Annotated in this window: 22 protein-coding genes; 11 read left to right on the top strand and 11 right to left on the bottom strand. The window is 53.5% G+C overall.

Annotated elements, in window-relative coordinates; all coding sequences use genetic code 11:
* From Q0K17_RS05165 to Q0K17_RS05155, 3 genes are all read left to right on the top strand, one after another.
* A partial coding sequence (locus Q0K17_RS05165; RefSeq protein ID WP_294540654.1) for a hypothetical protein occupies window positions 1-576 on the top strand: 576 nt, incomplete at its 5' end.
* A gap of 9 nt (window positions 577-585) precedes the next feature.
* Window positions 586-3,531, top strand: a complete 2,946-nt coding sequence (locus Q0K17_RS05160) for a DNA-directed RNA polymerase subunit alpha C-terminal domain-containing protein (RefSeq protein ID WP_294540652.1) — start codon at window positions 586-588, stop codon at window positions 3,529-3,531.
* A 2-nt stretch (window positions 3,532-3,533) separates the two neighbouring features.
* A complete protein-coding gene (locus Q0K17_RS05155; RefSeq protein WP_294540650.1) occupies window positions 3,534-4,016 on the top strand; it encodes an HIRAN domain-containing protein in 483 nt (160 codons plus the stop codon).
* 774 nt (window positions 4,017-4,790) lie between these two features.
* Here Q0K17_RS05155 and Q0K17_RS05150 read toward each other — a convergent pair.
* Entirely contained in the window at window positions 4,791-5,876 is a 1,086-nt protein-coding gene (locus tag Q0K17_RS05150) for a hypothetical protein (protein ID WP_294540648.1), read from the bottom strand.
* Window positions 5,877-6,174: 298 nt separating this feature from the next.
* On the opposite strand from Q0K17_RS05150, the gene Q0K17_RS05145 reads away from it, so the two are divergent.
* Together Q0K17_RS05145 and Q0K17_RS05140 are read left to right on the top strand one after the other, a co-directional pair.
* Window positions 6,175-7,041 (top strand): PHP domain-containing protein, encoded by an 867-nt coding sequence (locus Q0K17_RS05145; RefSeq protein WP_294540647.1) that lies wholly within the window; start codon window positions 6,175-6,177, stop codon window positions 7,039-7,041.
* A gap of 154 nt (window positions 7,042-7,195) precedes the next feature.
* On the top strand, window positions 7,196-7,453 hold the full coding sequence (locus Q0K17_RS05140) for a hypothetical protein (RefSeq protein ID WP_294540644.1): 258 nt from the start codon (window positions 7,196-7,198) through the stop codon (window positions 7,451-7,453).
* A gap of 74 nt (window positions 7,454-7,527) precedes the next feature.
* Here the strand turns inward: Q0K17_RS05140 and Q0K17_RS05135 are convergent, their stop codons facing one another.
* The 4 genes from Q0K17_RS05135 to Q0K17_RS05120 all read right to left on the bottom strand — a co-directional run bounded on the left by Q0K17_RS05135 (window position 7,528) and on the right by Q0K17_RS05120 (window position 10,404).
* Complete coding sequence (locus Q0K17_RS05135) at window positions 7,528-7,920, bottom strand: hypothetical protein (RefSeq protein ID WP_294540642.1); 393 nt, start codon at window positions 7,918-7,920, stop codon at window positions 7,528-7,530.
* A gap of 73 nt (window positions 7,921-7,993) precedes the next feature.
* On the bottom strand, window positions 7,994-8,731 hold the full coding sequence (locus Q0K17_RS05130) for an ABC transporter permease (RefSeq protein WP_294540640.1): 738 nt from the start codon (window positions 8,729-8,731) through the stop codon (window positions 7,994-7,996).
* 2 nt (window positions 8,732-8,733) lie between these two features.
* Window positions 8,734-9,480, bottom strand: a complete 747-nt coding sequence (locus tag Q0K17_RS05125) for an ABC transporter permease (protein ID WP_294540638.1) — start codon at window positions 9,478-9,480, stop codon at window positions 8,734-8,736.
* Window positions 9,481-10,404 (bottom strand): ABC transporter ATP-binding protein, encoded by a 924-nt coding sequence (locus tag Q0K17_RS05120; protein WP_294540636.1) that lies wholly within the window; start codon window positions 10,402-10,404, stop codon window positions 9,481-9,483.
* Between the two features lie 188 nt (window positions 10,405-10,592).
* On the opposite strand from Q0K17_RS05120, the gene Q0K17_RS05115 reads away from it, so the two are divergent.
* Window positions 10,593-11,312 (top strand): response regulator transcription factor, encoded by a 720-nt coding sequence (locus Q0K17_RS05115; RefSeq protein WP_294540634.1) that lies wholly within the window; start codon window positions 10,593-10,595, stop codon window positions 11,310-11,312.
* On the top strand, window positions 11,309-12,700 hold the full coding sequence (locus Q0K17_RS05110; protein ID WP_294540632.1) for a HAMP domain-containing sensor histidine kinase: 1,392 nt from the start codon (window positions 11,309-11,311) through the stop codon (window positions 12,698-12,700). The genes Q0K17_RS05115 and Q0K17_RS05110 overlap by 4 nt, the downstream gene beginning before the upstream one ends.
* Before the next feature lie 91 nt (window positions 12,701-12,791).
* Here the strand turns inward: Q0K17_RS05110 and htpG are convergent, their stop codons facing one another.
* A complete protein-coding gene (gene htpG, locus Q0K17_RS05105; protein ID WP_294540630.1) occupies window positions 12,792-14,696 on the bottom strand; it encodes a molecular chaperone HtpG in 1,905 nt (634 codons plus the stop codon).
* Between the two features lie 240 nt (window positions 14,697-14,936).
* Between htpG and Q0K17_RS05100 the strand changes: the two genes are divergently transcribed.
* From Q0K17_RS05100 to Q0K17_RS05085, 4 genes are read left to right on the top strand one after another with little or no spacing between them, the layout of a single operon-like run.
* Window positions 14,937-15,401 carry a C-GCAxxG-C-C family protein gene (locus Q0K17_RS05100; protein ID WP_294540628.1) on the top strand — a complete coding sequence of 155 codons (465 nt, stop codon included), beginning with the start codon at window positions 14,937-14,939 and terminating at the stop codon, window positions 15,399-15,401.
* Window positions 15,402-15,416: 15 nt separating this feature from the next.
* On the top strand, window positions 15,417-16,223 hold the full coding sequence (locus tag Q0K17_RS05095; RefSeq protein ID WP_294540626.1) for an alpha/beta hydrolase: 807 nt from the start codon (window positions 15,417-15,419) through the stop codon (window positions 16,221-16,223).
* 18 nt (window positions 16,224-16,241) lie between these two features.
* The gene (locus tag Q0K17_RS05090) at window positions 16,242-17,228 is read left to right on the top strand and encodes a D-isomer specific 2-hydroxyacid dehydrogenase family protein (protein WP_294540624.1); all 987 of its coding nucleotides are present in this window, start codon (window positions 16,242-16,244) and stop codon (window positions 17,226-17,228) included.
* A complete protein-coding gene (locus Q0K17_RS05085; RefSeq protein WP_294540621.1) occupies window positions 17,225-17,926 on the top strand; it encodes a YkgJ family cysteine cluster protein in 702 nt (233 codons plus the stop codon). Before Q0K17_RS05090 ends, Q0K17_RS05085 begins: the two co-directional genes overlap by 4 nt.
* A gap of 78 nt (window positions 17,927-18,004) precedes the next feature.
* Here Q0K17_RS05085 and Q0K17_RS05080 read toward each other — a convergent pair whose 3' ends face one another.
* The 5 genes from Q0K17_RS05080 to Q0K17_RS05060 all read right to left on the bottom strand — a co-directional run bounded on the left by Q0K17_RS05080 (window position 18,005) and on the right by Q0K17_RS05060 (window position 21,586).
* Window positions 18,005-18,745, bottom strand: a complete 741-nt coding sequence (locus Q0K17_RS05080; protein WP_294540619.1) for a J domain-containing protein — start codon at window positions 18,743-18,745, stop codon at window positions 18,005-18,007.
* Window positions 18,742-19,620 (bottom strand): DUF5685 family protein, encoded by an 879-nt coding sequence (locus Q0K17_RS05075; RefSeq protein ID WP_294540617.1) that lies wholly within the window; start codon window positions 19,618-19,620, stop codon window positions 18,742-18,744. Before Q0K17_RS05075 ends, Q0K17_RS05080 begins: the two co-directional genes overlap by 4 nt.
* A 31-nt stretch (window positions 19,621-19,651) precedes the next feature.
* Window positions 19,652-20,056, bottom strand: coding sequence for a hypothetical protein (locus tag Q0K17_RS05070; RefSeq protein WP_294540615.1), 405 nt, complete (start codon window positions 20,054-20,056; stop codon window positions 19,652-19,654).
* 140 nt (window positions 20,057-20,196) lie between these two features.
* Window positions 20,197-20,556 (bottom strand): hypothetical protein, encoded by a 360-nt coding sequence (locus Q0K17_RS11265; protein ID WP_366776721.1) that lies wholly within the window; start codon window positions 20,554-20,556, stop codon window positions 20,197-20,199.
* A gap of 424 nt (window positions 20,557-20,980) precedes the next feature.
* Window positions 20,981-21,586, bottom strand: coding sequence for a recombinase family protein (locus Q0K17_RS05060; RefSeq protein WP_294540613.1), 606 nt, complete (start codon window positions 21,584-21,586; stop codon window positions 20,981-20,983).
* Window positions 21,587-21,662 lie beyond the last annotated feature (76 nt).

Below are 21,662 nucleotides of genomic sequence, written 5' to 3'. Positions count from 1 at the left end.
AAGGTAATCTGCGAGTTTTTGGATTATCTCAAACTTCCGGAACAGTACCATATAGCGCGGGAGTATCAGGTCTATAGCTTGTTCCGCGAAATGATGGCCCAATTGAGAAAGCTGAATGATTTGGAAAAAGGGCAACTGAAGCACATTGCTTTCGACAATGTGATGATGAATGCAGTTCCGGATCAGCGTAAATTCATCCGTGATATTAAGAAACTGATTCGTAGTGATTCTTACACGGAATACTTTGCTGAGCAGCAGACTCTGGAGCAACAACTTTATGAGCAGTATATAACAGAAGATATTCATTCAAAGCAGGATATAGATTCTTTTGCACAGAAAAATTATGCGATTGCAGAGAAACTGAAAAATTCTATGGAGCGGGCACTTCAGAAATCCAGAGCTCAGCAGCTTAAAGCGAAGCCAATTGAGAATATGCGAAAGTGCGTTGAACTCCTGACGGATGTTGATACACGCCTTTTTGCCACAATGGGACCGGAAGATAGAGAAAATGTGCAGTCGGAGCTGCAAGAATTAGCAAATATCGTAGCAAATTTCCAGAAAAAGCTTTCAGAGTGAGGGACTCTTATGAGCGTTTCTAAGTTGCCTATTGATGTGATAGGACTATCTGTACGTTCACAGCATGCACTGACTCGGGCAGGTTGTTATACAGTTGGTCAATTGATGGACTTGAGCGAGGAGGAGCTTTTTTCTATTCCTCACTTAGGAAAAAAGTCTGTGGAAGAAATTCTTCAAAAGCAGACCGCATATAAGGAAATTGGCGAAAATGCTGTTAATACTCAAGTGATTGGAGATAGTATCTCGGGAAAAACGGAAAACCTGAATTTTGATGCTTGGATATCAGAAGATAATAGCCAACAACTGGTCTTGCGCTACTTAAAAAAGACTAAGACTAAAATTTCAGATTTGGCATTTCTGTCGGTGAAAGCTTATAATCTACTGTCTTTTCGAGGATATGATGACCTTGAGCAGATCGCATTCATGACAGAAGAACAATTGCAGGAAATTCCTCGTATGGATAAGGCGTCTGCACACGAAATAGCAGAAGCGGTAAAAACGTATCTTGAGCAAATGCAGAACGAGGTTCTTGCATATGCTGTTCAAGAAAACGTCCCTAAAAGTGAAATTCCTGCACGGACACTTTTGTTTGAACCAGCATACCAAAAAAGTATTCAAGAGTATATTCGAATTAACAATGTACTTATTGACAATATTGGTCTAACCAAAAGTAGTGCCAAAAAGCTGAAGAACAACGGCTATAAAACGCTGCTGGATATTGCTTTTCTTCGTCCATCGACTTTATTTACAGATGTAGGACTAAGCCAACAAGCTATAGATGAATTTGTTCAAAAAATTGAAGAATATGTTCAACTAAATGCTTCTCGCATTAATGCGTTCTGCAGAGGGGATAATAACGCTCTTTGGGACGACGAAAGCCTTAATAAACGTATTCTGTCCATTTTCAACTCTATCGGATTCTCTGGGCTAAGCCTTCAGGAATTGGTGGACAAGATAGAGTCGCCTGTTTCTATAGACATCACACGAATTAAAAAGATTTTGGGACAATTAATTAAGTCTGGTGTGCTGGAATATGTAGATTATCGCTGCTTCCGAATTTATCCTAGATTCGAAGACTATCTAATGTCATGCCCTGATATAGACCCCCGTAATAAATCGATTGTTCAAATGCGCTTACAAGGCAGCACTCTGGAGGAAGTGGCTCAAGAATGCGGTCTAACAAGAGAGCGTGTTCGACAGATCGTAAAACAGCAGGTAAAAAAAGTTCGAAAATATTATATTGAACAAACTGGGGGAAGTTATTTCGACGAAGATTACTATCAATATCTGTATTCCACTTATAAACTTGATAAAAAAGATAGTATTAAATGGTTAGGTATTTCACAAGCTACATGGCAATATTTGGAAACAATTGATTTGAAACCTGGAACAAAAGAATTGTCAGAGGCTTTGGAAGATAGAAAGGGTCTGGAAGTTTCTCAACGCCTAAAAATCAAAAACTATCTCAATCGTAATAAGCTGTATATTGATGAAACGTGGGTAGAGAAAAAAAGAAGTGATTTGGAAAAATTAGTTGTAAAGAAGTTCTGCCGACAAGATGTTTCGTTCGATTGTTTCACCAAAATATATAATGATTTTTTGGAGCAGGAAGATATTCCCTACGATGAGAAACTATACTATACCAAAGCAATCCACCGCACGAGGAAAAACCGTTTGGCGGCAGCGCGGTTCCTTCTGTGGAAGCAAAATGAAATGATTCGCTACTATGATATAGATAGCCGAGATTACACCGATTTTCTGGACAGGCTAAACTTGAGCTCGTATGAGAATATCGAAATTTCTACAGAGAAACTTGTGAGGGACTATCCCGATTTGATGCGCAAATATGATATCCATGACCGGTATGAATTGCACAACTTGTTAAAGAAAATCTTGCCGGAGGGGGCTTATCATAATTTCCATAGTTGCAGAACTCCTAATATTCGATTTGGCGAGTTCGACCGAAATTCAGCTATTTTTGATATTATGGCGGAAATGTCTCCTGTTTCTGCGCCAGCGTTGGCAGAAGCGGTATCTCGCGAGTACGGATATGACGCGGTTACGGTGGCAAGTACTTACCTTCAAGCCTTTGCAATATATAACCACCAAAACGTATACTCCATAACGCAAAAGGTGATGTCTCCGGAAAATCAGAATAAGTTAAAAAGCGCATTGCGGGAAGACTTCTATTATTTTGATGAAATTAGAAAAATTTATCAGCAAGTGGTACCTGGTGCAGATGTGGAAGAGATCAACCCCTATAACTTAAAAAATATGGGATTTGTTGTTCTTTCCCGATATGCAGTTCAAAACTATTCCTCGCTTGAAAGCTATTATGAACATCTGCTTACTTCCGAAGATATGATTAATGTTAGACCTTACAGAGAAAGGTTTGCATCAGTCATTATGTTCTCGCAAAAGCTGATGGCACTGAAACGCAGTCTGACGGTTATTGAGTATGCCCCAGATCGTATTATCAATATTCGGAAGTTGGAACAGGCTGGGATAACAAAACAAATGATCTGTGAGTATTGCGATGATGTTTATGATGCAGTTGATGACAATACTTACTTCAGTGTGCGTTCTCTTCGTTTGTCCGGCTTCCAATCGAAACTGGATGACCTTGGTTTTGAAGACTGGTTTTATGCAAACTTGCTTATTGCAGATAATAGATTTTCCTCCAGTAGTATGTTTGGAACAATTATCCTTTACAAAGGAGAGAACAACATTACAATTGGTTCGTTTGCAAATACATTGATACAAAGGCATGGAAGTGTGGACGTTATTGATCTGACGACGGAAATTGCAGAAAAATATGGCTGCAATCAGGTGGATAAATGGGACCTTATCTATAAAGCCCAAGGCACGGGCGCCTATTATGACAGGTATCTGGAGCGTTTCTACGCCAATGAAAATTTGTATTATCGAGAGCTGGAGAGCGTTGAGGAGGTGTAACTATGGGGGTGGAAGAAAAAGCGGCTTTTCTTATAGAGCTTGAAAAGCTTCACAAGCGACATGAACTATCTTTTATAGTTGGGCCGGACTACTTTGAACCTGGTATGATGGAGTATCTCGACCAATATGATGGAGTATATAATCCGGAAACTCAGGAATTTTCGCTTCGGTTCGAGGTGAAGGGCACCCGATACGATGGTAGAACTGAACAAATTGAAAAAGTCAAAGTAGATGATCCAATTCAGATCCAGCGTGATAAAGATAACATTTACAACTCAAACAATTTTCGGGTGTTTACGCGAAAAGGAAAGGATATCGGGAATATGCCTGCCGATTTATGTAATGCACTTGCACCACTTTATGACCAAAATGAAGTCGAGTTCTCTTCCGCGAGAGTAAGCTATGTGGAACCACTGTCGTCCAGAAGCCGCCATGCGAAACAAGCAGTTCTATTTATTGAATTGAAAGGTAAAATCTTCGAATAATACCCAAGCGATTTTTACTGCTTATCCAAAAGTACTGAATTGAAGGAAAGCGAAAAGTCATTAAAAGTTCTCATAAAAATAGGTGGGTCAAACTTGGTATAGAGGCATAAAAACAGGTACAAATCGGTATGTCCGAAATCGCTACAATGGCCTAGCGATTTTCGTATGTAAACAGACTTTTCTTTGCGCGTTGGAAATGGTATAATATTGGTGTTCTTAAGCACCACAAAGGCATCCTATATTTCTCGTACAAGAAATCACAGTGACCCCCTTATTTCATACAAATAGGGTAGCACGATCGCTCCATGAATCCATACCTGACATATTCACAAAGGCATCCGATTTTATACCAAGAGGAACTGACGAAGGTTATTGTTATCATTTGTTTTGTTTTTGGGGTAAGCGCCGGAATCTTACATTCGCAATTCGACAATTATCTATATTTGTGGCGTATTGAATACGTATTGAATGCGCATGAATCATACCAAATGTGCGGAATAATTTGCACGAAAAAAACACGATATATAGTGTTAATTTTCTGCGACTTTCGCTCATACCAGAAAGCTGGGAGAATGGGGTTCAAGAGGCCGTGAGTTCGACTCTCGCCACTCGGACCAAACAAGGGCCGTCAGATCAGCCCGTCAAAAGGACCGTGAAACGTAAGTTTCACGGTCCTTTTGCTATGTCCGGCTGCAAACCAAGGACGATCCCGACACAGGCAGAAAAACGGCAGGCTTTGTCCCTTCAAAGGGGCAGAGCCTGCCGTTTTGTTGGTTATGTGGTGGGATCCGGGATCGGCTTTTTCAGCATCTCCCGCTGATAGGCCTTGATGAAATCCGTAAAAGTATCCGACTCGGACACCAGTTCCTGTACGGGGAAGAGGCTGCTTTTTTTCAGAAGCAGCAGAATTTCAATCTTCTGCCGGTCATCCAGCAGGAAGAAGGAGTTGCCCCGGATGGTATTTTCAGAAAATGCATAGCACTTCTTGATGGCCTTTTCCGGCGCAATCAGTTTGGCCAGCATGGGTTCCTGGTCGATCAATTGTTTTATGGTGTCCTCGTCCAGAATAATGGGGGAGGTGTTGAGTGCCAGGATTCCCCGCAGGATATTGTCCACATGGGGATCCCGATAATCCTGCTTCACCCGGAAGACGGCCATTTTCTGAAACAGCGGCGCGTGCACCTGGTTCAGGGAGAAGGTCAGCATTCCCATGGTCATGTAATAGCGGATATCACTGCTCAGATCCAGGTAAGAGAACATCAGGGCCATGGCCCGCCGTCCGTCACTGCTGGAAATGAAGCTGTAGGCAATGTTGGAACTTTCAAAGTGATACAGGTTTCCCTTGAGCGTAAAGCAGGGCATAGGCTCGCCGTAGAAGGTGGTGTTGGCTTTCAATTCGTGCAGTGTGATGGTGGAGTGCCCGCCGGAAATGCTGATGCTCATAGCGGCTTCTTCAATGCTGCCTTCCTCCACCGGTTTCAGCCGGTCCTCGGAAAGTTTGGGCTTGAAGTAGTAGCAGTAATACTGCCCGTCATAAAAGTCGTTGCCGACCGGACAGATGGAACGGTCCTGCTTTTGTTTTTTCAGCAAAGCGTTGATTTCCAGTGCGTTGGAAGCGGGTGCGTTGGGAAACTCACAGATATCCTGCAGGGGAAAATGAAAGATCTGGGACAAGGCCACGATTTCCTGCAGCTTGACTTCCCGGTCTGACAGGATATCAAACATGGCGCTGATCTTTTGCGGGGAAGTCCGGATGTGGAAATCCTCCTCCATCTTGTTGGCAATGGCGGTGTAGTTCAGGTTGGCTGCGTGCATTTCTTCGTAGTTGGTTTTCCAACGGCACAATCTGGATTTGATCATAGCGTTGTACGACATGGGTTCTGTGGGCTCCTGCCGGCAGGGCATGGGTTTGCTTTTCATTTCCTGACCACCTTTCCTGAGGAATTTTGAAGATCCTGTGTCTGTATTATAGTAATATCGTTCCAGAAATACAATATGAAACAATTAAAAATGAAATGCACCTGTATAAAAAACATGCAGAATAATATATTCAAAAAGTCAATTGTAGATGCAAAATTCTTCTGATACAATCGAACTGCAGCCGAAGAAACCAGCTCCTTCGTCAAAGCAATCCATTCTGCAAGGGAGGAAACAAGTGATGGAAAATTCTTATATTGATCTGCATACCCACACCACCAAAAGCGACGGTGTGTGCACACCGGAGCAGCTGTGCGCCAAAGCGGAGCAGGCACAGATCGGCGTACTTGCCATCACCGATCACAACTATACGGAAGACATTGACGGGCTGCAGGCCCGACATCCGGCGATCCGGTTGATACAGGGCGCCGAAATCAGCTGCTTGTATACCACATCCCAGAAGGCAGAAGTGGAAATCCATGTTGTGGCGCTGGGGTTCGATCGCTGCAGCCCCCGGATACAGGAAGTCCTTTTCCACAATAAGCCGGACCGCGCACCGTATATCAATGCGATTCTGGACCGCCTTCGCCTGTGTGGGATTGATCTGGGCAGTTACGAGGATCTGCGCCGCCTTTATCCGGACAAACGCCATATCGGACGGATGGTCATTGCCGGCATACTCAAGGAGCGGCACTATGTGGAGACGGTGGATCAGGCGTTTGACGTTTATATCGGACAGTACGGCCAGAGAAAGGCTTTTGTTCCCAATCCGCTGCGGTATGTGTCCATGGAAGAGGCGGTGGGGGCCATTCTGGCGGCAGGCGGTGCGGCGGTGCTGGCGCATCTGTACTATTACCGCCTTGACGAAACCGAAAATGAACGGCTGCTCAAGCAGTTCAAGGAGCTGGCCGGCAGTCGTGGTGCCATGGAGGTACTTTACCGGCAGTATGATGACAACCAGCGGCAAACACTGAAACAGCTGGCCGACCGGTATGACCTGATGTACAGTGCCGCCAGCGATTACCATGGGCAGAGCGAACAGGACAGCCTGTTGAATCATTTTCCGCAGGATTCCTGCACGCGCCTGCTGGAGTGTCTGGGACTGTGAAGATTCGGGCTTTCTGTCGCCGGGAAACAGATGACGTTCCCCGGCGCTTACTATTCCAGAGGAGGAGCTGGTCAGGATGAGAAGGATGGCCGTCCCCGGCGGGGTACGCAGCACCTGCTGGGATACATATACCCAACCGCCGCATACTGTCGGTATGCAGGAACAAGCCATCGGTATGCCGGCCGGAGCGGAACGGGAAAAGGAAGCTGCGGTACAGATCTGCTGGAAAGGCGGTTTTGCGGCGGTGGCAGCGGGGATGGCGGGAATGCTCTCTCCCGGTGAGCGGGCGGCGCCGATTTTGTCCGGGTGCTGGCTGCAGGCGTGCTGCGGGCCATTCTCTGAAACCTGGTCAAAGGAGAGAGCGGACCTGTCCGGGTGGCAGACCGGGGCAGGGGAGGTTTCCGGCAGATGATACCGGACGACCGGAAAAAACCGAAAAAATACAGAAAGGCCGGAGGCCCCGTCAGGGACCCCGGCCTTTCTCGATCAATGATGTTTTTGCCGCAGTAAAAAAACCTTGAAGCGGCTGTACCCGTTCATCTTATCGGTGTCAAATTCTTCCGTCAGCACATACCGCTTGCGCATGCCGTCAAACTGCAGGGCGGTGCCCTCTTCCTGCACATCGGTCAGTACCCGAGGCAGAGCCTTCTGGTCGGTCTCAAATTCCGGCTCCTTGTCCCACAGGATCTTTCCGGTCTCATCCAGCCCGTGGGCCCATACGCTGAATACCAGACAGGCGGCTTCCCCGTAGCAGTAGCGCTCAAATTTGATGCGCCCGTCCAGGTAGAACAGCAGGCAATCCCGGAAGTGGGTCTCTAGCTCTTTTTCGTAGCGGCGCCCGCAGGACGGTCCGGCAAAATCGGCAGCATTGGCAGTCATCGGCAGATGTTCCTCCCCAAGATGGATTTACCGGCTCATTATACCGCAAAATCCGGCAAAATACCAGTGAAAATTATTCCGCGCGTACATCCCGGGCCCGCAGGAGCAGGATGGCCAGTCCTGCAAATATCCCGGCCCAGACAAGGCAGGCCAGCAAAAAGGGGAAAAACTGACCGCTCAGCATGTCGTCTTTCCGGTTGGAGTTCATACCGGCCTGCATCAGGGCAAAAGGCCAGAAGAGGGACAATCCCCGGCTGGCGGCCAGCATGCCGCTCACCCCACCGGCCAGTCCGACCAGGACAGGCACGGCAAAGCTGCGGATGGCCATGGCCAGCAGCAGTTCAAAGGCGATGACGCCCAGGCTGCCCAGCACCCCGCGCAGCAGCCAGATCACGATCATGACCGGAGGCCATCCTGGCAGACCGGCCCAAAACTTGCCCGCCAGCAGATACAGCAAAAACACCCACCCCTGGGTCAGCAAGGTCATCTTGGCTACCACCAGAAACTTTGCCAGAAAAATATAGGAACGGCGTACCGGAACCGTCATGATCAGGTTCCAGTTGTGCCCCAGGTGTTCCAGCCGCCACAGGTAGGCGGCGTAGACACCTACCATGGGGGCAAAGAAGAACAGGGTATAAAACAAGGTGTGCTGGGTCCAAAGGTTGTACCAGTCAAAGGTGAGCAGGCCCAGGTTCTGCAAAAAGTTGAAGGTACCGTATAAGGCCGAGATCATCGGCACGACCAGGAACACCAGCCAGATCACGGCCCCGTGCAGTTTTCGGTTTTCAGCCAGAATACAGCGGATCAGCATAGTCAGACCTCCTCCTGTTCAATGGCCCGACGGCACATCCGGGCCAGAATCACCGCCAGCAGCACAGTGACCCCCAGCAGCGGCCAGCACAAAGGCCGGACGAACATCCGGGCGATGCGGGTATCTGCGTCCCAGTCCATGCCCACAGGGCTCAGCGGGATGTAGTAGCCGAAGGGCACCAGATAGGAAACCCATACGGGCATGAATGCGGCAAACAGTCCCAGAAGGGCGCCGCAGAATCCGACCGCCAGGGCGGCCACCTGGTTGGCCAGACGGATGCTGAGCAGAAAGGAAAGAAAGTACAGCATCCCGTTTACGCAGAAGGTGCACAGCAGCAGCCACAGGCAAAGCCTTGTATCTAATGCTTCGGTGAAGCCCCGGAAATATCCCAGCACCGGCATGGCCAGAATCTCCAGCCCGCATACCAGAAGATTTTCCAGCATCCCCAGGGCGGCCTTGGCCCCGAACAGACTGCCGCGGCTCTGCAGGGTGAACAGCAGTTTGCAGGTCTGCCCTTTGGTCTCGGCATCCCAGATGCGGCTGGCCAGGGCTGCCATTCCCACCGGCATGACCACCGCGTTCATGATGGGCAGGGCATACAGCAAAGCGCTGTATCCGGCGGCACGCTCATCGGCGGTGCTGGGGGCGCTGGCGCTGGCCCACAGGACCACGATCAGTGTAATGCCAACCGCCACCGGCAGGTCGTGACGGCGGCGGGTCTTCTGCACTTCGGCCAAAAAGGCGCGCATTCAGACCACCTCCTTGCGGCTCTCGGTCAGGCTCAGGAAGATCTCTTCCAGCGTCCTGGTGCGGCGGGTCACGCCCACCACGCCGGCTCCCTGATCGGCCAGCTGCCGCACCAGTTCAGCCACGGATGTTTCAGGCAGGGCAGGCAGCTGCAGGCAGTGGGGATCGCCGCCGTCACAGGCGGAAATCCGGGCGGCTCCCAGCACCCGGCGGGCCGGACCGGGATTCAGCACTTCCAGCAGGATGTTTCCCCGGCTGTGACGGCGCAGCTTGTCCAGCGGTCCCTGGAACAGCAGCTGCCCGTTGTTGATGATGCCCACATGGTCCACAATCATTTCCAATTCACTGAGCAGGTGGCTGGAAATGAGCACCGTGGCGCCGCAGGTGCGGGGCATCTCGGCAATCAGGCTGCGCATCTCCTGAATCCCTGCGGGATCCAGCCCGTTGGTGGGTTCGTCCAGTACCAGCAGCTTCGGGCTGCCCAGCAGGGCCTGGGCGATACCCAGCCGCTGACGCATGCCCAGGGAATATTGGCCTACCTTCCGCCGCCGGTACTCTTTCAGATGCACGATCTCCAGTACCCGGTCAATGTCTTTGCGCGGCACCTGCTTCAGGTCCGCCACGATCTGCAGATTTTCCTGGGCGGTCAGGTGCGCATACCCGGCGGGGGATTCGATCAGGCTGCCGGTACGGCGCAGGATGTCCAGCCGGTTGCGGGCATCCATCCGCTGCCCCAGAAGCCGCACGGTGCCCCCGGTGGGGTGAATCAGTCCCAGCAGCATCTTCATGGTGGTGCTTTTTCCCGCGCCGTTGGGGCCGATAAATCCGTATACGCTCCCTTCCGGGACCAGCAGGTCCAGATGGTCCACAGCGGTGTGGCTTCCGTAGGCCTTGCACAGGTCTTTCGTCTCTATGATATTGGTCATGGCAGTGTTTCTCCCTTCCTGTTGACGGCGGGGTTGTCTTTTGTCCCCGCATTGTCATCCTACATGCGGCGCCTTAATCGGGGGTGACACCCGGCTTAATTTTGCCTTAAGTTTTGTCGGGAGCCATAGCGCCGGAGCGGCCGGAAGGGTATAATAAAACCGTTATGACAGAAAGGAAGTGGCATGGGATGGGGCGTATTCAGGATGTGGAGATCCTGCTGGTGGATGACAACCCCGAACTTCTGGATTTGCTGTGCCAGACGCTGCACGGTGCCGGGTACACCTGCCTGCATACGGCCCAGACCTGTGCCCAGGCCCGGGCCGTCTTTGCCCAAAGCAGGCCGGGGCTGATGGTGCTGGATATCAATCTGCCGGATGGGGATGGCTTTTCTCTGTTCCGGGAGCTGAACGGGGCGGGGGAGATCCCGGCTCTGTTTCTGTCTGCCCGGGACGCCGACGCCGACCGTCTTTTCGGTCTGGGGCTGGGGGCGGATGATTACCTGACAAAACCTTTCCTGACCCAGGAACTGCTCCTGCGTATCCAGCTGATTCTGCGCCGGGTCTGGGGCCGGAGCGGGCAGGAAAGTCCGGCGGCAATCCTGCACCTGGCGGCCTGTCGTGTGGAACTGGCCGATGCGTCTGTCCACCGGGTGGACGGTACGCAGCTGACCCTCACCGGGACCGAGCGGACTATCCTGCAAAAATTGGCGGATAACCGGGGACATATCGTGACCTATGATGCGGTGTGTCAGGCGGTGTGGGGACAGGGGTATTACGGTTATGAAAACAGCCTGAATGTACACATCCGCCACCTGCGGGAGAAGATCGAAGCAGACCCCTCCCATCCCAGAAGCCTGCTGACGGCCCGGGGACTGGGGTACAAATTGCTGACGGAGGAATGCCCATGATACGCACCTTTGGCCGGATGCTGCGCCGGTATGCGTTGGCGGTGGCCGGCGGCGTTCTGGTGCTGACCGTTGCCATGCTGGCAATGTTCGTGGGCGTCGTGGCCTATTATGCCGACAAATACCAGGAAAACGTCCGCTACAGCGCCCAGCAGGTCGCCGGAGCGCTGGAACAGACACCGGACGGTTACCGGCTGAACAGCGACCACACCACCCAGGAATGGCTGTACGGGTATGAGTGGGCCATGCTGCTGGATGAGCAGGGAACCGTGGTATGGCAGTACCATCTGCCTGACCAGCTGGATCATGCTTATACCGTTACCGAAGTAGCCTCCTTCACCCGCTGGTATCTGGCCGATTATCCGGTGTTCTGCTGGATCACCGAAAACGGCCTTTTGGTGCTGGGCCGTACCCCGGGCACTATGTTCCGGTACAGTTTTTACTCTTACACCGAACTGTTCCAGGGAATTTACCGGGGCATCGTCCCCACATTGCTGGCCATTGTGGCTTTGGTGGTGGCCGGGTGCATGGTGTTCAGCTGGCGGGGGGCCAAAGCCCTGACCGGTGTGGCCAGGGGACTGGACACCCTGGCTGCCGGCGGTGCGGTACAGCTGCCCACCGTCGGCTTCACCGCGGAGGTGGCCCGCAAACTCAACCAGACCAGTGCACGACTGCAGCGCCAGAATGAGATCATTGCCAAGCGGGATGCCGCCCGCACCGACTGGATCGCCGGGGTCAGTCATGATATCCGTACGCCGCTGGCCCTGATTTTCGGCTATGCCGAACAGCTGGAACAGGATCCCGCCCTGCCTTCGGACCAGCGGAACAAGGCGGCGGCCATCCGGGTCCAGGGGCAGACCATCCGGCACCTGATCGAGGACCTGAACCTGACCAGCAAACTGCAATACAACGCCCAGCCGCTTCGCCGTGCACCGATACATGCAGGGGAGCTGCTGCGCCGGATCGTTACCGATTTCTGCAATTCCGGCGTGGGGGAGACCTGTACCCTGGACTTTGACCTGGACCCGCTGGCAGAGAGGCTGGTGCTGGATGCGGATGCGTCTTTGCTGGGGCGGGCCTTCACCAATCTGCTGGGCAACAGTGCCAGACACAACCCGGGGTGCGCCATCACCGTTCATGCCCGAAGGGAGGAAACCACCCTTGCCGTGGCTGTTGCCGATACCGGCAGCGGGTACCCGCCGGCGGTGTTGGCGGTTCTGGAGGGCAATTGCCTTTCCGGCACGCAGCCCCATGTGCTGGGACTGCACATTGTGGAACAGATCGTGAAAGCCCATGGGGGACAGGTGCAATTCGGCCAGAATACGCCCCACGGTGCCCGTACCGTTGTAAGGCTGCCTCTGGCAGAAGAACCGAATTCAGAAAAGCAATAAAAATCCGGGGCGCCCTGCCTCTGCTCCGCTTGGTGCGGAACAGGACGGCAGGGCGCCCCGGCTTGTTTTTTGGCAGGGGTGATCCCCTTGGTTACTTCATCAGGTCGCAGACCAGCTGGGCATACGCCACAGGATCTTCGATGGGCAGACCCTCAATGAGCAGGGCCTGGTCATACAGCAGTTCGCTGTATTTGTTGATCTTATCGGTGTCGCCGGCAGCCTGGGCGGCCTGCAGGGCGGCAAAGACAGGATGGGTGGTGTTCAGTTCCAGTACCTTGGTGCTCTCCATGCCCTCGGTGTTACCGGGCATCTTGCGCAGGACCTTCTCCATCTCCATAGACAGTCCGCCTTCGCTGGACAGGCACACCGGATGATCTTTCAGAGTCGGGTTGGCCTTGACTTCCTTGATCTTGCCGTTCAGGGCGTTCTTGATGGCCTCAAACAGATCCTTGTTCTCATTGGCGGCGTCTTCGGCGGCCTTCTTTTCCTCATCGGTGGCCAGCCCCAGATCACCGGCATTGATGTTCTTGAATTCCTTCTCCTTGTAGTTGTGCATGATCTGCAGGCAGAACTCATCCACATCCTCGGTGCACAGCAGCAGGTCGTAGCCCTTGCTCAGAACCAGCTGGGCGTTGGGCAGCTTGCTCAGGCGGGCCGCATCGTCGCCGGCGGCGTAGTAGATGCACTTCTGGTCTTCGGGCATCTTTTCGATGTACTCATCCAGAGTCACATACTTCTGTTCCTTGGCGGAGAAGAACATCAGCAGGTCGGCCAGCAGATCCTTGTGCATGCCGTAGTCGCCGTAGATGCCGAACTTGATCTGACGGCCGAAGGCCTTCCAGAAGGTCTCATACTTTTCGCGGTCGTTGACCAGCATGGCGTGCAGTTCGTTCTTGATCTTCTTTTCCAGACTGTTGCGGATCAGGCGCAGCTGGCTGTCTTTCTGCAGGGTCTCACGGCTGATGTTCAGGCTCAGGTCCTCGCTGTCCACAATGCCCTTGATGAAGCTGAAGTAGTCAGGCAGCAGGTCTGCGCACTTGTCCATGATCAGCACGCCGGAAGCGTACAGGGCCAGTCCCTTCTCGTATTCCTTGGTGTAGTAATCGTAGGGGGTACGTCCGGGCACAAAGAGCAGAGCGGTGTAGGTGGCGGTGCCCTCGGTGCGGGAGGTGATCACCCGCAGCGGGTCGGTGTAATCGTTGAAACGGTTTTTGTAGAACTCGTTGTAGTCCTCGTCCTTCAGCTCTTTCTTGTCCCGCTTCCAGATAGGAACCATGCTGTTCAGGGTTTCCAGTTCGGTGTAGGTCTCCCACTCGGGCTTGTAGTCATCCCCGGCGTCCTCCGGCTTCGGCTTCTGACGGCTCTTTTCCCGGTACATGGTGATGGGATAATGCACATAATCGCTGTACTTCTTCACCAGATCGGCCAGAGTGTACTCTTCCAGATAGTGGCTGTAGTCCTCGTTTTCGGCGTCCTCTTTCAGCACCATGATCACATCGGTGCCCACATCTTCCTTTTCGGCGGGGGTCAGGGTGTAGCCTTCCACACCCTTGGACTCCCACTTCCAGGCCTCATCGGAACCCAGAGCACGGGAGATGACTGTCACCTTGGACGCTACCATGAAGGCGGAGTAGAAGCCCACGCCAAACTGGCCGATGATGTCGATGTTCTCGTTCTGGTTTTCCTGCTTGAAGTCCAGGCTGCCGGACTTGGCGATGGTGCCCAGATTCTTTTCCAGCTCTTCCTTGGTCATGCCGATGCCGTTATCGCTCACAGTCAGGGTGCGGGTGTCCTTGTCGGCGGCAATGTGGATTTTCAGGTCTGCCTTGTTCACACCGATGCTGGTGTCGGTCAGGGACTTGAAATACAGTTTGTCGCAGGCATCCGACGCGTTGGAGATCAATTCACGCAGAAAGATCTCCTTGTTGGTGTAGATGGAATTGATCATCAGGTCCAGCAGCTTTTTGCTTTCGGCCTTGAATTGATGCATACCCATAAAATGATCGACCTCTTTGTATCTGAATTTCTTTGTTTTACCACGATTTAGCACTCTTACAAGTCAAGTGCTAATGATAGTGTAGCACTCTGCTGCACAAAGTGCAAGCGAAAACAGGCCTTTTTACAAAAAATTCAAAAACGTGTAAATCCCTCTTTTCAAACGCAAAGGTTTGCGCTATTCTATTGGTTGAAGCAAACCAAGAACAAAAACAATAATAATATACAAGGAAGTGTACCAATGTCCATTCATGGTGATGAGGCCTACAACAATTTTATGAAAGGCTATAACTGTGCCCAGTCCGTGGCGCTGGCCTATGCGGAAGAAATGCACCTGACCCCGGAGCAGGCCCTGACCATGTCGGCAGGCTTCGGCGGCGGCGTGGGACGCCTGCGGGAGGTCTGCGGCGCCTTTTCCGGCATCGTGCTGGTGCTGGGGGCGCTGTACGGCAGCCCGGACCCGTCCCAGAAAACCGCCCTGTATACGGAAGTGCAGGCACTGGCAGAACGTTACCGCACCGAAAACGGCGGCGGCAGCATCGTCTGCCGGGAACTGCTGGGCCTGAAAAAGGCGGAGGGGAGCCCGGTAGCCAGCCCCCGCACGCCGGAATACTATAAAAAACGTCCTTGCCCGGAGCTGGTCCGGCTGGCGGCCAATATTCTGGATGACTATATTGCCGCTCATCCGCTGCCCGAGCACAAATAAAAAGGGGAGAGAATCATGCATCTGTATGAGTACACCATGCCCAGCGGTGCCCGCATAGTGGGGTACCTGCGCGACCCCGACGACCATATGCCGGATTATAAGGTGCGCCCCGGGGTACTGATCATTCCCGGCGGCGGATACGACCATTGCGGCCACCGGGAAGGGGACCCTGTGGCCATGAACTTCCTCAACGCGGGGTATCAGGTGTTTATTCTGACCTACACCACCGCCAACACCACGCCGGCCCCTCTGGGGTTTGCACCGCTGCGGGATGCGGCCGGTGCCATCCTGCATCTGCGCCGGAATGCCGCCGCGCTCAATCTGGACCCCCACCGTCTGGCTGTGTGCGGGTTCTCGGCGGGCGGGCATCTGGCCGCCTCTGTGGCGCTGCTGGCCCATCGTCCCGAAGTCTGTGCAGACCTGGGAGCGGAGGCTTCGCAGCTGCGCCCCGATGCGGTGATTCTGGGGTATCCGGTCATCACTTCCGGGGATTTTGCCCACAAAGGTTCTATTGCAAACCTGGCCGGGAATGACCGGTCCCTCTGGGAACTTTTCAGCCTGGAAAAGCAGGTGCAGCCCGGAATGCCGCCCTTTTTCCTCTGGCATACCGTGGAGGACGATGTGGTTCCGGTGCAGAACACCCTTCTGCTGGTCGGGGCTCTGCAGGCGTGCCATGTGCCGTATGAACTGCATCTGTTTCCCCATGGGGCCCACGGCAGCAGTACCTGCCACCGTGAGGTGAACCATCCCGATCCCCATAATGCAACCTGGCTGCCGCTGTGCATCGACTGGCTGGCCGATGTTTTTGATTTTCACCTGTAACAAGGAGGCGCTTTTGCCATGAAAATCTTTTTCTATACCTTGCGGGAGTTCGATGAACTGCCGTATTGTGAACCCTTCAAACAGAAGTACGGTATCGACTACGCCTGGACTTCCGAGCCGCCCTGTCCGGAAAACCTGCATCTGGCCGAAGGCTGCGATGCGGTGAGCACCAACCCCTGCGAGATCCGCCCCGAATACCTGCAGACCTTTGCCAAAATGGGGGTGCGCTACCTGCCCTGCCGCAGCATCGGATATGACCACATTCCGCTGGATACCGCGAAGGAGCTGGGCCTGCGGGTCTCCCACAGCCATTATCCGCCGGAAGGCGTGGCCAACTATACCATCATGCTCATGCTGATGGCCACCCGCAAGATGAACCAGATCATGCTGCGTGCGGTGGCGCAGGATTATTCTCTGGCCGGCAAGATGGGCCGGGATCTGTCCAGCTGCACCGTCGGCGTGATCGGTACGGGCAAGATCGGCCGCACGGTCATCCGGCACCTGTCCGGGTTCGGCTGCCGCATCCTGGCCTATGATCTGTATCCCAATGAGGAAGTCTGCAATACGGCCGAGTACGTGGATCTGGACACTCTGTATGCCGAGAGTGATGTCATCACCCTGCACCTGAATGCCACGCCGGAGAACCATTACCTGATCAACGAGGCAGCCATTGAAAAAATGAAGCCGGGTGTGATCCTCATCAACACCGCCCGGGGAACCCTGATCGAGCCCAAAGCGCTGGTCAATGGTCTGGAAAGCGGCAAGATCGGCGGTGCCGGTCTGGACGTGGTGGAGGATGAAAACGGCATCTGCTACTACAACCGCGCCGGAGAGGCACTGGCAAACCGGGAACTGGCCTTGCTGCGCAGCTTCCCCAACGTGATCGTCAGTCCCCATACCGCTTTCTATACCGACGTGAACGTGGCCAGCATGGTGCAGAGCGCCTTTGAGGCGGTGAGCAACATGGCTGCCGGACGTCCCGAACCCAACGAGGTGAAGCTGTGAGTCTGGAACCCGGCCGCACCGGGGAACCGGAACTGGAGGCTGCCCTGGACCATTGCCCGCGGCTGAAGCCGTCGGATGCGTTTTCTTTCGCCTGCGCGGGCTGCGGGGACTGCTGCCGCAGCCGTCGGGATCTGGTGCTGTCCGGTCTGGACCTGTATCGTCTGGCCCGGTGGATGCGCCTGCCGCCCCGCACGGTGGCGGAAGCCTTCTGCCGCCGGCAGATCGGTTCCGCTACCTGCCTGCCGGTGCTGGTACTGCGTCCCTCGGCCCGTACCGGAGACTGCCCCTTTCTGGAAGGAGACGGCTGTGCCATTCATCCGGCCCGTCCGCTGGCCTGCGCCCTGTATCCGTTGGGCCAGTCCATCGACCCGGACACTGCCCGGATAGAATACTTTCCCCAGCTGCCGCTGTGTGGAACAGACGCTCCCGACAGGACGCTGGCAGACTATCTGGAACATGCCGGCGTGACCGAACGTGCCGGCACAGACGCTTCCTGGGCGGTGGAGTGCACCCGTCTGACCGACCTGCTCAAGGCGGCAGGGGGTAGGGAACATCCCCGTTTTGCTCCGGCGGTACGGCGCATCGAACGGGCTTTGTACTACGACTACTCCACCCGGGATGAATTCTACCCCCAGTTCCGGGAAAACCTGGATATCCTGTATCCGGTTGTGCACAAATTGCTGGGCATCGACCCCTGAAACAAAGTAAAACAGCCCTTCTTCCCGGCGGATCGCCGCACAGGGAAGAGGGGCTGTTTGATTTTATATGGAAAATGGTCAGCAGCAGAAGAAGCCGCGTCCGCCGCAGCAGCAAATGCTGCACAGGTTGCACATCATCAGATACAGCCATGCCTGCAGGCAGAAGTTGCCCTGCTGCATGCGGGAACCGGGCTGGGTGTAGGCCTCCTGGTAGGAAGCATAGGTGCGGCCGGGGTTCTGCAGCCGGTCCAGCAGCCGCTGATAATCAAAGTTGTTGGGTTCCATATTTACGGCAGTGCGGGCTTCGTTCTGGGCGTTAATGTTGTTGCCAAGCCCGGAATTGGCCAGTGCCGCGTAATAGTGCCAGCGGGCGGAACGGTCGGCCACCGGTACGCTGTTCAGCACGTTGAGGGCTTCCGTGTAATAGCCGTTGCGGATATAGTTGTTGGCCGCCTGCATTTCGGGGGATTCCCGTCCGGTGTTGCTGCGGGTCTCATAGCCGCCAAAACCAAAGGGATCAAACCCAAAGCCGAACCCGAAGGGATCCTGGTACCCGGTATTCTGGCGGCCGTAACCGCTGTATCCGCCGGCATTGCCTTGCCCGTAGCCGCTCTGGGACTGCTGACGGCTGCCGCCGCCGGAACGCAGGCGCATGATCTCGCTGTACGCGGCCTGTACTTCTTTAAATTTGTCTTCGCAGGTGGGATCGTCGGGATGCAGGTCGGGGTGATACTGCTTGCATTTCTGGCGATATGCCTTTTTGATGGTTTCCTCGTCAGCCCCCGGCTGGATGCCCAATACGCTGTACGGATCGGTCATTCGTCTTGCTTCCCCTTCCTTGCCTTGCCGGACTTGTTGCGCATGGCCTTTACCAGTGCGTATTTGCTCCATACCCCGGCATAGATCGTGTTGTGCAGCAGCTGCCCCTCAGGTGTGTCGTTCAGTATGGGCAGCAGGTTGAAATTCTGGGCACACAGGCCCATCTGTTGGGTCAAAAGTTCATGGCACCGCTCTTCAAAGCCGGCCTTGTCGGGGCCGAATGCTTCAGCGGTGGTGGCCAGGGCGTTGAAGCTGCCCCGGCGCTTATCCTTTTTCAAATCGTCATAGGCGTCCATCAGGTAAATGAACCCGCCCAGTCCCCGGCCCATGCCATCCAGGGCAGGGGCCCATATGTCCTCCCGACAGCAGAACACGGCTCCCAACAATGCGCCGAAACAATTGCACAGCGCATCCAGATCGGTGCTGCCGGCGCTTTCCAGCGCGTTCAGCTCGGCCAGTCTGGTTTCGATGGCACCGCATTGCCGCGGCCATTTTTGGCGGATATCGGCCAGGGGTCGTTCCAGTTTGTGTGCGGCCAGAAGGCTGACGCGGCTGTGATCGTCCTGCCAGTTGTCCAGATAATTGTAGTAGGCCAGCGCTACGGTCATGTCGGCTGCGTACTCCAGAAATTCGTTGGCGGCACGGGGACGGGCTTTCAGCGGATGGGGGGCACAGCGTCCGGCGGAAAATTCGGTCTTCGGCTCGTACAGAGCGCTGAGCAGCAAAGCGGCAAATGTCATGTCGTAGGAAAGGGCCATCCGCGCTGCGTTTCCGTAGCGGGCCAGGGACTGGCACAGGCCGCAGTAATAGGCCTGATAGCAGTCCATGGCACTTTTGTCCAGCCCTTTGCGATAGATCGTAACATATCCGAACACGCAGCGTCAACCTTTCCGGCCGTAGAGTAAGTCAGCTCTTTTTGATAAAGCTGGTGCCGCATTTGGGGCAGGTGATGGAGATACGGCCCCGTCCGCGCGGCACCCGCAGCTGCTGGCGGCAGCGCGGGCAGCGGTAATAGTGATAGGTCTTGCGCAGGGAAAACCGGGTCTTTACGCCGCCGAACCAATTGAGTACAGCGGTGCGCTTTTCCCAGTACCAGCGGTTTTCAGCAATGCGCTGGGCGTGATTGCGGCTGAACATTCGGATGTAGGAATAGATCAGCATGGCAAAACCGATGGCATAGAACAGTACGCCGAACAATCCGGGCAGAAACAGTCCCAAAATCAGGAACACCAGAGACGCAACGGCCAGAAAACGATTGAATTGATCGCCGCCGTACCGGCCCGACATAAAACGCTGAAACCAGGCTTTCATTTTGATACACGCATCCTTCTTGTAAACATTGTAAAAATCAGGTTCGGGCCTTATTATGCCATGAATTTGTGGTCAAATCGTGAACAGGAAGGAAACAGACTATAAACATCCGGGCTTCCGACGGCCTTGTGATGCAAAGTTCAGCCGTTCTGCCGCTGCAGCAGTACGACGGTCTCAACGGTATTCCCTTTATCCCACAAGAGTTCCGAAACTTCCTTACCATCTTTAAACACGGGGAAGTTTAATCCAATCCGTTTTAGCGGACACTCGGACTCGTCGTTTCGATAAAGCTCTATTTCCTTAATCAGAGCTGTAACAACCGCTCTCTTTTCTTCATCGCTTATTATATTATAAACGCAGTCAAAATTCACCATGATTTTGTAAATACCTTCAAGGGTAATGGCCTGTTGGGCGATAGCGTCCCGCCTCATCATCGCATCCTCAATTTTTTCTTCCAATTCTACAATGATGTCATAAAGGGAATCTAACCGCAGGGTCATGTCATGGAGCTTTCTTTCTCGATACTTGGTGTCAATAGGAAGATTATCGATTTCTCGTTCCAGCCTTGATTTATTTAGATCTACCTCCTTCAGCTTTGCACGATAACCCTCAAGTTCTTTGTCTACTGCCTTCGGTCAATCTGAACACCTATCCGCTTTTTGATTGCTTGAGCATACTCTTTATTTCTTACAATCTCTCTAATCGCTTCGATAACCATCGGTTCTATATCGGTTTTTTTCAGCATGGCCTTATATTCACAGTGTTTACCTTTTGGAACCGAATATTGTAAAATAACAGTGGACTGCTTTGAATTCTCGTCGTACTGTATATAGTGGACGACAACAGCAATCCACCCATATATAGAATATACTATGTAAGCACGCTGCTGGTTTTGAAAGTCTACCCTAAAATCCAACAAAAATTTTACAAACTTTTTTCCACTATCCCTCCCCATTTTAGAAAGGTGCTGTGAACCACCCCCAGCTCCTGGGCCGCCGCCCGGGCGGTGATCTCCCGCCGCCGGAATCTGGCCCACAAGTCGTAGAAGCGGTCCGGGATGGGCTTTTTCTCCCGGCCAAACTTTACGCCCCGGGCTTTCGCCGCCGCGATGCCTTCCGCCTGCCGCTGGCGGATGTTCTCCCGCTCCACCTGGGCCACATAGCAGAGGATTTGCAGTACCAGGTCGGCAACAAAGGTCCCGGTCAGGTCCTCCGCCTTCTGCCGGGTGTCCAGCAGGGGCATATCCAGCACCACGATGTCGGCCTGCTTCTCTTTGGTGATGACCCTCCACTGGTCTTGGATCTCCCCGTAGTTGCGGCCCAGCCGGTCGATGGACTTGACCACAACCACGTCGCCCGGCCGGAGCTTCCGCAGCAGCCGCTTGTAGCGGGGCCGCTCAAAGTCCTTGCCGCTGAGCTTGTCCAGAAAAATATTTGTCTCCGGGACGCCGAACTCCTGCATGGCGATCAGCTGGCGTTCCTCACACTGGTCTTTTGTGGATACGCGGACATATCCGTACGTTTCATTCATATTCCTGCCTCCTATACGGTTTTATAGATTTATTGTATAGGATGGGCATTTTGCACCGGGAAATTACAGATATGTG

Source organism: uncultured Gemmiger sp., assembly GCA_944388105.1.
Lineage (GTDB): Bacteria > Bacillota > Clostridia > Oscillospirales > Ruminococcaceae > Gemmiger.
The sequence above is the reverse complement of the archived record's forward strand: the minus strand, read 5'-3'. Positions and strand labels throughout refer to the sequence as shown.

What these genes read in the sequence shown, in the direction of transcription:
- Q0K17_RS05115 (WP_294540634.1), top strand. Translation starts at nt 10,593, where the DNA reads ATGGGGCGTATTCAGGATGTGGAGATCCTGCTGGTGGATGACAACCCC.
- Q0K17_RS11265 (WP_366776721.1), bottom strand. Translation starts at nt 20,556, where the DNA reads ATGACCCTGCGGTTAGATTCCCTTTATGACATCATTGTAGAATTGGAA.
- htpG (WP_294540630.1), bottom strand. Translation starts at nt 14,696, where the DNA reads ATGGGTATGCATCAATTCAAGGCCGAAAGCAAAAAGCTGCTGGACCTG.
- Q0K17_RS05090 (WP_294540624.1), top strand. Translation starts at nt 16,242, where the DNA reads ATGAAAATCTTTTTCTATACCTTGCGGGAGTTCGATGAACTGCCGTAT.
- Q0K17_RS05095 (WP_294540626.1), top strand. Translation starts at nt 15,417, where the DNA reads ATGCATCTGTATGAGTACACCATGCCCAGCGGTGCCCGCATAGTGGGG.
- Q0K17_RS05060 (WP_294540613.1), bottom strand. Translation starts at nt 21,586, where the DNA reads ATGAATGAAACGTACGGATATGTCCGCGTATCCACAAAAGACCAGTGT.
- Q0K17_RS05125 (WP_294540638.1), bottom strand. Translation starts at nt 9,480, where the DNA reads ATGCGCGCCTTTTTGGCCGAAGTGCAGAAGACCCGCCGCCGTCACGAC.
- Q0K17_RS05130 (WP_294540640.1), bottom strand. Translation starts at nt 8,731, where the DNA reads ATGCTGATCCGCTGTATTCTGGCTGAAAACCGAAAACTGCACGGGGCC.
- Q0K17_RS05110 (WP_294540632.1), top strand. Translation starts at nt 11,309, where the DNA reads ATGATACGCACCTTTGGCCGGATGCTGCGCCGGTATGCGTTGGCGGTG.
- Q0K17_RS05070 (WP_294540615.1), bottom strand. Translation starts at nt 20,056, where the DNA reads ATGAAAGCCTGGTTTCAGCGTTTTATGTCGGGCCGGTACGGCGGCGAT.
- Q0K17_RS05155 (WP_294540650.1), top strand. Translation starts at nt 3,534, where the DNA reads ATGGGGGTGGAAGAAAAAGCGGCTTTTCTTATAGAGCTTGAAAAGCTT.
- Q0K17_RS05135 (WP_294540642.1), bottom strand. Translation starts at nt 7,920, where the DNA reads ATGACTGCCAATGCTGCCGATTTTGCCGGACCGTCCTGCGGGCGCCGC.
- Q0K17_RS05080 (WP_294540619.1), bottom strand. Translation starts at nt 18,745, where the DNA reads ATGACCGATCCGTACAGCGTATTGGGCATCCAGCCGGGGGCTGACGAG.
- Q0K17_RS05160 (WP_294540652.1), top strand. Translation starts at nt 586, where the DNA reads ATGAGCGTTTCTAAGTTGCCTATTGATGTGATAGGACTATCTGTACGT.
- Q0K17_RS05145 (WP_294540647.1), top strand. Translation starts at nt 6,175, where the DNA reads ATGGAAAATTCTTATATTGATCTGCATACCCACACCACCAAAAGCGAC.
- Q0K17_RS05100 (WP_294540628.1), top strand. Translation starts at nt 14,937, where the DNA reads ATGTCCATTCATGGTGATGAGGCCTACAACAATTTTATGAAAGGCTAT.
- Q0K17_RS05140 (WP_294540644.1), top strand. Translation starts at nt 7,196, where the DNA reads ATGCAGGAACAAGCCATCGGTATGCCGGCCGGAGCGGAACGGGAAAAG.
- Q0K17_RS05150 (WP_294540648.1), bottom strand. Translation starts at nt 5,876, where the DNA reads ATGATCAAATCCAGATTGTGCCGTTGGAAAACCAACTACGAAGAAATG.
- Q0K17_RS05120 (WP_294540636.1), bottom strand. Translation starts at nt 10,404, where the DNA reads ATGACCAATATCATAGAGACGAAAGACCTGTGCAAGGCCTACGGAAGC.